8 protein-coding genes are annotated in these 13274 nt (G+C 39.8%); 1 reads left to right on the top strand and 7 read right to left on the bottom strand.

Annotated elements, in window-relative coordinates; genetic code table 11:
- Positions 1-157 precede the first annotated feature (157 nt).
- The 5 genes from AB1498_07630 to bioB all read right to left on the bottom strand — a co-directional run bounded on the left by AB1498_07630 (position 158) and on the right by bioB (position 5929).
- Positions 158-1387, bottom strand: a complete 1230-nt coding sequence (locus AB1498_07630; GenBank protein MEW6088161.1) for an ammonium transporter — start codon at positions 1385-1387, stop codon at positions 158-160.
- Between the two features lie 182 nt (positions 1388-1569).
- On the bottom strand, positions 1570-2853 hold the full coding sequence (locus AB1498_07625) for a multiheme c-type cytochrome (GenBank protein ID MEW6088160.1): 1284 nt from the start codon (positions 2851-2853) through the stop codon (positions 1570-1572).
- A 15-nt stretch (positions 2854-2868) separates the two neighbouring features.
- A complete protein-coding gene (bioD, locus tag AB1498_07620) occupies positions 2869-3507 on the bottom strand; it encodes a dethiobiotin synthase (protein ID MEW6088159.1) in 639 nt (212 codons plus the stop codon).
- A 57-nt stretch (positions 3508-3564) separates the two neighbouring features.
- Entirely contained in the window at positions 3565-4917 is a 1353-nt protein-coding gene (bioA, locus tag AB1498_07615) for an adenosylmethionine--8-amino-7-oxononanoate transaminase (GenBank protein ID MEW6088158.1), read from the bottom strand.
- A 22-nt stretch (positions 4918-4939) separates the two neighbouring features.
- Entirely contained in the window at positions 4940-5929 is a 990-nt protein-coding gene (gene bioB, locus AB1498_07610) for a biotin synthase BioB (GenBank protein ID MEW6088157.1), read from the bottom strand.
- A gap of 133 nt (positions 5930-6062) precedes the next feature.
- Between bioB and AB1498_07605 the strand changes: the two genes are divergently transcribed.
- Complete coding sequence (locus AB1498_07605; protein ID MEW6088156.1) at positions 6063-7268, top strand: hypothetical protein; 1206 nt, start codon at positions 6063-6065, stop codon at positions 7266-7268.
- Here the strand turns inward: AB1498_07605 and AB1498_07600 are convergent.
- Together AB1498_07600 and AB1498_07595 are read right to left on the bottom strand one after the other, a co-directional pair.
- Positions 7262-11662, bottom strand: a complete 4401-nt coding sequence (locus tag AB1498_07600; GenBank protein MEW6088155.1) for a hypothetical protein — start codon at positions 11660-11662, stop codon at positions 7262-7264. The two genes, AB1498_07605 and AB1498_07600, sit on opposite strands and share 7 nt — an antisense overlap.
- A 41-nt stretch (positions 11663-11703) precedes the next feature.
- Positions 11704-13248 (bottom strand): FecR domain-containing protein, encoded by a 1545-nt coding sequence (locus AB1498_07595; protein ID MEW6088154.1) that lies wholly within the window; start codon positions 13246-13248, stop codon positions 11704-11706.
- Between the last annotated feature and the right edge of the window lie 26 nt (positions 13249-13274).

The following is a 13274-nucleotide window of genomic DNA, read 5'->3' as shown; positions in this document are numbered from 1 at the left end:
TTATCGTGTTAAATACACTTGCCAATTCTCTCAAATCCCTCTTAATCTCCCTTTTCTAAAGGGAGAAATCTAAAATTTACCCCGTTTCAAAACTTTCATTCCTTTCATACCTATTTTGACATTATCAGGGGCAGGTTCCAAACCTGCCCTTTTATTTTTATTCGAGAATCGTATACGCCCTTTCATGGTGCTGGGTAAGATCAAGCCCCATAAGTTCCTCTTTTTCAGTAACGCGCATGCCAATCAATAAATCTACTATTTTATATATAACAAGAGTCATCACACATGAATAGACTATCGTAGCCAACACAGTTTTTAACTGGATTAACAACTGCCCTGGATTACCATAAAACAGGCCGTCCGCCCCCGCGGGATTTACCGCCTTTGAGGCAAACAATCCCGTAGCCAGCGCGCCCCAAATTCCGCCCACGCAATGCACTCCGAAAACATCCAGCGAATCGTCATATTTTAACGCGGGTTTTAAGACACTCACGGCAAAAAAACATATTAAACTTACAAACATTCCTATTAAAATCGCGGACAAAACACTGACAAATCCCGCGGCCGGAGTGATCGCGACAAGGCCCGCGACAATGCCGCTTACTGTTCCAAACATTGTGGGTTTTCCGTTTTTCAACCATTCTATGACCGCCCAGGTCAAGCCCGCGGCGGCCGCTGAGGTGTTAGTGACGACAAACGCGTTTACCGCCAATCCGTTCGCGGCAAGGGCGCTGCCCGCGTTAAATCCGAACCATCCGAACCATAATAAGCCCGTCCCTAAAACTATAAATGGCAGATTATGCGGAGTCGGCGTAGTGTGTTCTATGTTTTTGCGCCTGCCTATCAAAATCGCTGTAACCAGTGCGGCAATGCCCGCGCTTATATGCACCACTGTTCCACCGGCAAAATCTAAAGCCCCCATATTTCTAAACAAGCCGCCGATTCCCCATACCCAATGGCAGATAGGGTTATAAACAATTGTCGCCCACAAAATTGTAAATAAAAGAAACGCTGAAAATTTCATCCTTTCGGCAAAGGCCCCGATAATCAAAGCCGGAGTAATTACGGCAAACATCGCCTGGTAAATCATGAACGCCTGGTGCGGGATTGTAGCCGCGTAATCCGCGTAAGGCTCAAAACCCACCCCGTTTAGACCGAACCACTGAAGCCCCCCGAGAAAACTTGTGCCGGGAGCGAATGACAAGCTGTAACCGTATAAAACCCATTCAATACTCAAAACGCACAAAATCATAAAACACTGCATAAGTATCCCTAACACATTTTTGCGACGCACCATCCCGCCATAAAAAAACGCGAGACCCGGGGTCATTAACATCACAAGCGCCGCACAAATCAAAACAAACGCTGTATCTCCTGAATTAATCATTTTGTTCACTCCTTATTCATTTGTGTATTCAATTGAGTAAATTTTAGGCAAAAAAAAACGCCTCTTCCGATTTTCATCGAAATAAACGCCTTTGTCATTTCTGAATCAGACACATCAATGTGTTTCTGCTTATACAAGTAAAAAATAACGGGTTCTGGTAACCTGTAATTTTGCTTTCATTTTTATTTTTTGTAATCCTTCTGTAAGTTTTCAGCCATTGCCCTTATCTCTGTCAAATCTTTCTGCATTTCACTCCATCCATACCACATTGCATAATCATAATTGACATGAAACGCGCCCTGTATAGTATGCATGCGGTGTTCTAAAAACATCACTGACAGCTTTTGTTCTATTACCGTCGGTGCATCATGGAATGTGAGCAAATCAGGGAAAGAATAAATGTAATTTTTTGGTTTCGGAAGTATTGAATCCTGATATAACCCTACAACTATCCGGATCGCTTCAGCCATCAGAAAATCCGCTTCTTTAATAATCTGGTCGCCTTTTTCCAATTCCTTTTTTGCAAAGTTTTTTGAATGGCATTTGCTGCAGATTTTTATCATTTTATTACGTTCATTCTGCCAGTCGTCTTCCGTTAATCTGAATAGATTGGCCGCCTTTACAATATTGACCCTGTCCGTTTGCTTCCCGCCGGGGTCAAGAATGCCAAGGGCCTGGAGAATAACCGTTTGGTCCGAAGCCCATTGTTTATCATCGGGCAGAGGCAGCCTCACTCCTAAAAATCCCCACCCTGTCCGTACATTGTGATTACCGTCCTGCATATGGCAGGTCTGGCATGCAGGAGCGGCAATAGATTCAGGAAGAGTTTTATTTTGCTTCAATAAATACCTGACACCGTGTTTGGAGAAAGAATACATCTCCCATTGGGGATGGTCAAATCCCATATGGCAGGTCTGGCAGGCCTGTGGCTGGCTGGCTTCCTCTTTTGAAAAAGTATGCCGGGTATGGCATACACTGCATGAAGCTATTCCATATCCCAGGCTTTCCTTTTTTAACTCCCGTATTTCCGCCTTGGTTTTTAACCCGATTTTATGGCATCCACCGCAGCCCTTCATCCCCTCAACCATTGATTTTGGCTGCCAGTGTGCCGTGGGCATCGCATTCATTGAAATCCATGCCAGTGAATGTTTACCGTTTTTAAATTGCTTTACTTGTTCTTCATGGCAATTATCGCAGATTTCTGTTGTCGGCATTTGGACTTTTTCAACATCCCTCTCTGACTTATGTTCTAACCCATGGCAAAAAGAGCAGTCAATATCATTATTGCTGTGTTTACTTAACTGCCAGTCGGCGACAATACCGGGATTAACTTTGGTATGGCACCCCACGCATTCAGAGGCCTTTATATACGATTTAAAAAGAAAAATACCCGTCAGGATAAAAATTAAAGATAATTTTATTATTTTCAAAATAATACCTTCATTTAATATAAATTGTATCGGCATTATTTAATCAATCAATTATTTTATTTTTTTTAAATGCAGGAATGGAAATTTTATGACTTTCAATCCGGTAATATTTTCTATTATTCGGGCATTAGTTTTTTCAGAGAGGTCTTTTTCAGATGACATCTTATTAAAAACAAGACATAATATTTTAATGTTATTTGCTCTTAAAATATTTACAGTTAAAAGCGTGTGATTAATGGTGCCAAGACCCGTGCGGCACACTACAATTACAGGCAAATTCATTTTTTTTATCAGGTCAATAACAAAATAATTTTTCTTTATCGGGACAAGGACGCCGCCTATCCCTTCAACAACCATAAATTCATGTTTAATACTCAGTTTTCTATATGATAAAAATATTTTTTTTAAATTGAGTCCACGGGTTTCAATTAAAGAGGCTGGATATGGAGCGAGCGGATTCTTAAAACAGACGGGGTTAATAAGCCCTGCCAGGTCATCCACAGAAGCCGCCTTCCGCAATAGAACTGCGTCTTGTGAAACAAAGCGGCCGCCCTTTTTTATGCCGCCGCTCGCAACAGGTTTCATAACACCCACATTAACGGATTTCTTTTTCAAGCTAAAAGCTAATGCCGCGCTTATTATGGTCTTGCCGACACCCGTATCAGTCCCTGTTATAAATACACCTGGCATAAATAAACCCCAACTCCCCCCGCCCCCTCTTTTTAAAAGAGGGGGATAAAGGGGGAGTTATTCCCCATTCGTTATTTTTTTAATCGCTTTAAAAACAATATCTATCATTGATTTTAATTCATTTCTTGAAATAGAAAGGGGCGGCATTAATACAATAACATTCCCCAATGGCCGTATAATAAGCCCGTTTTCCCGGGATTCTTCTGTCACTTTAATCCCAATTTTCTCTTCCCACAAATAAGGAGTTTTTGAACTTTTATTTTTCACAAGTTCAATCCCAGCCATCATTCCGCACTGGCGAATGTCTCCCACATGTTCAAGTGCCCGGAATTTTTCCAAAAGTTTTGTAAAACAGTTAATCTTCGGGCCTAACTTTTCAATAATATTTTCCTTCCTGAAAACCTCTAAATTTGCAAGTGCCGCGGCACACCCCAAAGGATTACCGGTATAACTGTGCCCATGAAAAAATGTTTTTTTATCTTTATAATCACCCCAGAAAGCTTTATAAATATTTTCCGTCACAAGGGTCGCGGCTAAAGGAAGATACCCGCCGGTAATTCCCTTGGCCGCGCATAAAATATCCGGCGCAACATCTTCCTTCATACACGCAAACATTGCTCCTGTCCGCCCGAACCCCGTAGCTACTTCATCAGCAATAAGCAGGACATTATATTCAGAACAAATATTTTTAATTTCTTTCAAAAAACCCGGCGGCGCAGCAATCATCCCGCCCGCACCCTGTATTAAAGGCTCAATAACCAAACCCGCAATTTCATTACTATTTTTTTTAATCAGCCTTTCAATTTTTTTCACACATTGGCTTTTGTTTATTTCTTTGCAATATTGTTTTCCTTCACAGCGGTAACAATAAGGATAATCCGCGAATATCGTTTCAAAAAGCAGTGATTTATAGCAGCCATGAAAAAGACTTATCCCGCCGACGCTTACTGCGCCGATTGTATCGCCATGATAGGAATTTCTAAAAGCGATAAATTTCTCTTTTTTTGTCCGCGGGCCGGTTTTTTGTTTCCAGTACTGGTAGGCAATTTTTAATGCAATTTCCACCGAGGTCGCGCCATTATCAGAATAGAATACTTTCGTCAGCCCTTTTGGCGCGATTCCAACAAGCTTTTCGGCAAGTTCAATGGCCGCCGGGTGAGACAAACCCAAAAGCGTTGTGTGAGCAATTTTTTTCAATTGTGATTTGACCGCGTTATCCAATTCTTTTTTTTGATGCCCGTGCAATGTAAGCCACAAGGATGAAACTCCGTCAATATATTTTCTATTGTAATTGTCATATAGATATACACCTTCTCCCTTTGTTATTATAAGGGGTTTTCCCAAGCAATAATCCTTCATCTGTGTAAAAGGATGCCAGATATATTTTTTATCTTTTTCCTCAAGGTCCATTTTTCGATTTACGGTATACGATTTACGATTCACGGATTTCCATTCCCAGGTCTTCAATCATCTCCCAGTCCAATTTCGGGTCCCTGCCCGCGGTAGTAAGATAATTTCCTATCATCATTCCGCTTGCCCCTGCATAAAACATCCAGCTTTGAAGCTGCCTGAGATTTTTTTCCCGTCCCCCGCATACCTTGATATCTTTTGACGGTAAAATAATCCTGAAGACAGAAATTATCGCAAGTATTTCTTTCGGCCTTAAGGGAATTTGTTTCTCCAGCGGTGTGCCGTGAATGGGATTAAGAAAATTTAAAGGGACGGAATCAACCCCCAGTTCCCGCAGCGCAAAAGCAAGATCAAGCCGGTCGGCCCATGTCTCCCCCATCCCAAAAATTCCGCCTGAACATGCCTGTAATCCGTTATTCTTCACGATCTTTACGGTTTTGACGCGGTCATCCCAGCTATGTGTGGTGCAGATATTCGGGAAATAATTTCTCGATGTTTCCAGGTTATGATGATAACGGGTTATACCTGCCTCTTTTAATATTATACAAGCTTCATTATCCAATTCGCCCAGTGAAGCGCAAGGTTCAATATTTATGCCTTTTTTTATTTTTTTAACGGCCGATGCTATTTTTAAAAGGTCATTTCCCCCTTCTATCCTGCACCCGCTCGTTATTAAACCATAACGGCTTGCCTTTAATCCTTTTACTGCTTCAGCCCCCGCGAGCATTTTTCCCTCGTCCACAAGGGGATAAACAACAGTACTTGTCTGGTAATGCCCGGACTGCGCGCAAAATTTGCAATCCTCTGAACAATTGCCCGATTTCACATTCGCAATGCCGCATAAATTGATTTTATTCCCAAAATATTTTTCACGTATGCTGTTTGAAAACCGGTATATTTCATAAGGTATTTCGTTAATTATTGAAACCACTTCATCCGCTTCGTTTCTATTTATGTCAATATCTCTATTGATTTTATTTTCAAGATTTTTAATTAATATATTTTTATTCATTTATAATTTTAAATTAATGACAAAGAGTATATCCATTATATGTTTTTTTGTCAACTACTTAAATATTATGGTTTACAATAAATTCAAATTAATGCTTGACAATACATAAAAAATAAGATAATCTGCTCCACTTATGAAATATTTTATATTAATAATTATTTCATTTATATTTATAATAAATATCGCCTTCTCCCAGGAGCTACAAGAATATGCTCCCCGCGCGATACCCGCCCCATTAAATAAGAAAATTGATGTCAATTCCTTCAAGGTCAATATTATAGGCAATATTTTAAATAAACCAATAATACTGACCCCTGAAAATCTCGGAGAATGGGGCAAAATTTATTTAAACGTCATCCCCCCCGAAAATTATTTCTCTTCTGCCATTGTTGATATATCATTAGATTCAGGATATTTGTGGGAAACTTTGACAAAATCGTTTTATTACGAATTTGAACCTGAAGACAAGAAAACATATATATTATGTGTCCGCATTTCAACCAATGATGATGCCGGAATGAAAATATTCAATGAATACCCGGTAACTTATTTAAAAAACCCCGAGCAGCATTATTCCGAACTGGTTAAAAATATTTTTTCAATTGCATTTGATAACAAAGACCCTTCTTTATTCATGAAATATTTTTCTAATTCCTACGCGGATTCGGATGATAACCGTTATGAAGAAATAGAGGATAAATTCAATATGGAATTTAAAAAATACAGCAATATCAAGTTTACTTTAAAAAATTTTGAAATTAACAGAATTGATTCAGCAAAATTTAAAGTAGTTTTTGATTGGACAAAATCTTCCGAATACAGGGAAAACAATAATGTTGAACATTATTTTGGAAAATCAGTTTATATTTTTGAAAATGATTTCATAATTCAAACAGGCGGGGACCCGATATTTTTTGATTCATCCGCTGTAAAACAATTATCTAAAGATTACGGGGTATTAAAGGGCGGGACAGTCAATCTTATTCCTGATGAATCTTTTGATTTCTCAACAGAATATTTTCATAAAAAAGAAACATTAAAAGGCGATATTGGTGTCAAAAAAAACGGGAATACTTTATCATTATATGTCCCGGGAGGCGCAATACAGGATATGGGAATAATCCAGATATCCGAAATCAGCGAGGCCCCTGAAACAGGATACTCTGAAAGCGCGGCGGTAGTTATCGGACACAGCTATTGTCTGAGAAATAATAATAACCGTTATGCAAAATTGCAGGTTACGTATGTTGAAGGCGCAGAGGTAGGCCAAACTTCTATTCTTGTCAGTATCAATTGGATTTACCAGGAAAATGAAAGCAGAATATTAAAACCTCAATAATTTTTTCCGAAATTGTTTCCTAAAATATATAAATCGCTTCCGTCTACTATACTGTCTTTGTTTAAATCCGCGTCAGGGTTCCAATAGCCGTCATTCTGCGATTTCCCGAATGTTTGACTAAAAATCGAAAGGTCTTCACCGTCAATTATGCGATTTAAGTCTAAATCCGACATCCCCAGGGAATCTACCGGGAAGATATTGTCCCATTCGATAATTATGCTGAATTCACGCTTTATATCAGTGCTTGTGAAACCAAGCGAATAGTTTTTCATGTCATTAACATTTATCTTTTTATTATCTTTCTTATCATAAAGAATAAGATTGTAATTAACCGGCGGGTTAATGATTTCCCACGATAATATTGCCGTATCTTTTCTATAAGCTTCGACTATAAAATCAAAATTTGTCTTATTAAAAATTCCATATTCTCCGCATGCACGGTAGTCAGTCCTGTATTTCCCGTTATCCCGTCCCCAGTCTGTATGCGGCAAATAAAGGGAAATACCTTCGTCATCAACAGGAGGAGGTTCTGATAAATCAAAATAATCATAAGTATTTTTTGCAGACGGCATAAAACCGATATAATTGTTTGTATCAATATAATTCTTTGTCTGAACTGTCAATTTTATCCCCCATCCATCGTTTTTTATTTTATGCGAAGGAGAATTCACCGCCATCGCGCCTGTTGCATCCGCATCTAACTGGGGAAAAATAATGTTTATGTTTTTATCGCTCCTGTTTTTCATCCAGAAACCAATCTCCGGCGTAATATTAGTTAAATCCAAATATGACCTCTTGCCGCTTAAACTGTCAAAATCATATGTTAAAAACTGGTTTTCCACCCATATATTTGCCGTATCGCTTACATAGAGCTCTGTAGTATCCTGCCCGACCTTGATCTTTGAACTTGCAATTTTATAAAAATATGGATTTGCGACCTGCGACCAGCCCGGCGGCAAATTAATAACAGGCACATTGCCGGGATCAACCGAGATACCGTTTACTTTGATTTGAACTGAATCGTACGGGATATCTTCCTTGATTTTAAACCAGAAAGCGTCTCCAGGTTCAAAAGTTGTATCATATGTTTTGGAATATTCTTTCTTAAAAGGATCCCATTTATAGACCCTCCTGTCTCCCAAAGGGCCAAGCACAGATCCAAAACTTTTTTCATTAAGCAATAACAACGGAAATGAAATCATCTTCCATGTCCAGGTGGGAAAAACAATCTTGTAATTATTTACTTCTGTCCGCAAATATCCATTTTTTACAGTCTTATTGCCCGCCATATCAAACACTTCGATTATATAATTAATACCGCTTGGTGTAATTTTACCGGCATCTATTGATGCCAAAATTACGATGCTTTTTATTATACTGCCGCGAATTATAATATCATGATCAATATTAATAATTTTTTCTATAAAATTTGAATTTGACTCCCCGTTTTTTTTGTATTTAAAAATAATACTGCTGCCAAGATCTACATTATCACTTATTTTAGCGAATATCAGCCCGTTTTGCGCCTGCCCGTTTTTAAAATAATTCACCACAACCGCAGTATTAAAAGGGTCAACGATATAAACACTGTCGATACCCGGCGGGGTGTTATCAATTTCCCCGACGCTGAACGCAGATGTTGCCATCCAATTACTATAAATAGCTGTCGATTCAAGCGCGCTCCTGCATTTCCACCAGTAATTTGTCCCGTATACACAATCTTTCGTAACTGTCCATGAATTTGTTGAATCAGAATAATTCCCGGGGACCGCAACCGAACTGTCAAAAAGCACTGTAAACGTTGAATCAGTATAAACTTCATAAAAGTAATTCAACGGGTATTCAAAAGCGCTATTTGTGTTATTTACAGTCAATCTCGGCCTTTTATCGGTTAATTTGCTTTCATTGACCGGGCTGTTGGCAGTAGGCGGGTTTAAAATATTAAAGACCATCACCGCTGTAAAAGTTTCACCTGTTGCACCGCCGTCATCCGTAACCCGGACCTTTGGATAATAAATGTCAAAATAAGAAGTCGTATTGTATACACGGCTTATTGTGCTGTCCGTTGTCATTGTGTCATAAACAGCATCACCTTCATAATCCCATTCGTAACTTACAATCTCTCCATCAGGGTCATTTGCTTCAGCAATTAAATTAACGTTCAAAGGAGGACTGCCATACAAAGGATTTGCGTTTAAATAAACAGCAGGCGGTTCATTATAAATCTGCACTGGATAATTTTTGTCGGCCCACGTCCCATCTCCTAATTGATAATAATCATTATATCCCCATGACCACAATGTTCCATCGGATTTTTTTGCAATGTTATGGGCCCACCCGGCAAATATTGAAACCCAGTTATTATCGGTTCCTACCCGGATGGGATAATTTTTATCAGTTTCTATTCCGCCTGTGCTGTCCCCCAGCTGGCCATAATAATTATACCCCCAGGCCCATATTGTCCCATCCGATTTCAACGCTATTGTATGATAATCCCCCGCTGATATTGACACCCATTTATTATCAGTCCCGATTTGAACGGGATAATTTTTAGCAATATTTGTGCTGTCTCCTAACTGGCCGTAAGGATTGTATCCCCAGGCCCATATTGTCCCATCCGATTTCAACGCTGTGGTATGGTTGCCTCCCGCTGACACTTTAACCCATTTATTATCAGTTCCTATCTGAACGGGATAGTTTTTGCTTGAAGTTGTGCTGTCTCCCAGCTGGCCGAACAAATTATATCCGCAGGCCCACAATGTCCCATCCGATTTTAAAGCTATTGTGTGATAAAATCCCGCTGATATTGACACCCATTTATTATCAGTCCCGATTTGAACGGGATAGTTTTTACTTATGTTTGTGCTGTCTCCCAGCTGGCCGTAAAAGTTGTACCCCCACGACCATAACGTTCCATCAGATTTTAAAGCGATACTGTGGTTCCCTCCTGCCAGGATTGAGACCCACTTGTTATCACTTCCTATCTGGATTGGATAATTTTTATCAATATTTGCGCTGTCGCCCAATTGGCCGGAAGAATCAAAACCCCAGGCCCAAATTGTCCCGTTGGATTTTAAACCAATTGTATGATTGCCTCCCGCGGATATCGCGGTCCACACATTATTACTATCAATCAGGATTGGTATATCACTGTCCCCATTTGTACCATCTCCTAACTGGCCATAAGAATTATCACCCCAGGCCCATATTGTCCCGTTGGATTTTAAGCCTGTCGAATGATTAATTCCCGATGAAGCCTCGCTCCATCTAAAATCTCTTGCTATCTGCACCGGATAATTTTTATTTATATTTGTACTGTCTCCCAGTTGATTATATACGTTATATCCCCATGTCCATATTGTCCCGTCTGATTTTATGCCTATGTTATGCTGATACCCCGCAATGACTGTTTTCCATTTATTATCATTCCCTACCTGGACCGGTGTATTTCTATCAATATTTGTTGAATCCCCCAGCTGACCGAAAGTATTGCGTCCCCAGGACCATAACGTTCCATCGGATTTTAAAGCCAGGGTATGCTGGTATCCGCCTGAAATAAATATCCACTTGTTATCGCTTCCTACCTGGGCCGGTGCGTTTTTATCCATGTTTGTCGAATCTCCCAATTGGCCGTAATCATTTAATCCCCATGTCCACAATGTCCCATCTGATTTTAAAGCTATAGAATGAAACTCCCCTGCTGAAACTGATACCCATTTCTTATCACTTCCTATCTGGATTGGATAATTTTTATCAGTTTCCACTCCGCCTGTGCTGTCCCCCAGCTGGCCGGAATAATTAAATCCCCATGCCCATAATGTCCCATTGGATTTTAAACCCAAAGTATGCTGGTATCCTGCTGAAACCAATATCCAGCTATTTTCATTCCCTATTTGAACCGGCGTATTTTTGCCGGTATTGGTTGAATCCCCTAATTGCCCGACAGTATTATCACCCCAGGCCCATAATGTCCCATCGGATTTTAAAGCCGCATTATACAATCCACCGGCTGAAATCAATGACCATTTGTTGTCATTTCCTATCTGGACCGGGTAATTTTTATCAATGTTCGAGCTGTCTCCCAATTGGCCGGAGGAATCATACCCCCATGTCCATAAGGTCCCATCCGATTTTAAAGCGGCAGTATGATTGTCCCCCGCGGAAAGTAACACCCATTTATTATCATTTCCCAACCGGGCCGGCATATTTTTACCTATGTTTGTTGAATCCCCTAATTGCCCTTTGTTATTATATCCCCATGTCCATAATGTCCCGTCTGATTTTATGATCGCGCTGTGGCCTGAACCGCCCGCCATAGACGGAGCCGCTGTGTAGCTGTATTTATATAATAATAAAAACAGCAAAAAAGAAATATATATAATTTTTTTCCACATAAAATTTACTTTAAAATATAATATGTTTCCCATAATTTACACTATTTGTCCGGTGGAGGAGGAGGTAAATCAATCACGTTAAAATATCCGAAACGTTTCGGTGTTTTGTTCCCCAGTTCATCCTCCGGTTCAGCCGATATTTTCCACTGTCCTTCCGCCCTTCTTGTAAGAAACTGGTCATTTTTAACAAATTCACCCGGGGTCAGCCTGGCCGTGTATCTCTTTAAAGTATAATCATACGGCATGTTCAACTGGAATGAAGCCCCTTTTGGGTGAGTTAAAGTCAGCAAGGTGTTCTTTTTCATTTCAGAAACTTCATCCTGTGCCTCAATTGAAATTTCCACAGTGTCTTCCAGTTTGATATTATACGGAGTAACATTGAAATTTAATATTTTAGGAGGCATCGTGTCGAGATAAATTATTTTTGTTTCCCTGGCCTCGTTTCCTGCCCCGTCCACTGCCCTGAATTCCAGAACATTTCTTCCTTCGTTAAGCATGTAGGTTGTACTTATGACTCCTGCGTTCACATCAGACTCTTCCCCGTTGATAAAAAATTTAAGGCCTTCTTTCGAAACATCCAATTTGTAGGGAGTTTGCATGCTTTTTTCTCCATCCTTGTTCATGGACGTAAAAGTTAAATTCAGGACCCCTGCCGCAAATTTATCAACCACCAATCCGACTATTTTTAAATTCCTTTTATTTGTGGCTTTTTTCCCAAATTCGGATGTTGTGATTTTAATTACAGGCGGCGATGTGTCTTCGCCAAAATTTATTTTAAAAGTAAAATTGCCGTTTTCATCCGCCGCTGTTGTAAGAGACTGTCCACTGGAAGAAACCAAATAAATTGTGCTTGCCGGGTCGGACTGGCCCTTGATACTCGCCAAATTTTTATCTTTTTCAACTGAGATAATTTTTGGAGGAGTTACTTCGCCTTTTTTAATCAATTCGCCCTTTATTTTCTCAAGGTTTTTAAAACGGTCAATATCGCTCCCTGATAAAACCCCGCTTCCGATAAACGCCCCGTCGGTGCCGAGCAGAAAATAAAAGTTTTCTTCAATCACCTGTTCACCGCCTGTCTTTATCGAACGGATATAACCTGAACCTCTCCTCATCCCGATCCATGTTTCCCCATTGGGCTCCACATGAATAAATACCGTTGTCCCCCTGAAGCCCACTAGCGCGACAGGTGTTTCTATTTCAAAGGTGTCCCCTTTTTTTAATTTTTCAATATTCCCGACCATGTCCCCGACAAACAATTTAAAAGAATAATTTTTAGCACCGGACGTATTATCCGTAAATAATTTTTGTATATCAAAAGTCGTGTTTTCCCCGATATTAAATATGCTGTTGTCCGGGAGTTTTAATTCAACCTTAGACTGGAGTTTTGTTCTTACCCTGTCCTTCGGATAAAGCATCATTTTAAGCTTGACATTTTCCCATTCCTCTTTCTGCGCCCTTTTAGCCTCCGCTTTACCCTCGTAATAAATGACCTGGGTTTCATCCTTTGTGTTTTTTGCCGCAAAAATACGGGTTATTGGCATAGTTGTTAAAATTAAGAATATAATATAAAATTTATTTTTTGACATATTATCCTTAAATCTCCTATTCACCC

Source organism: bacterium, assembly GCA_040754625.1.
GTDB lineage: Bacteria > JACRDZ01 > JAQUKH01 > JAQUKH01 > JAQUKH01 > JAQUKH01.
Note: the sequence above shows the minus strand (reverse complement) of the source record. Positions and strands in the feature narration are given on the sequence as shown.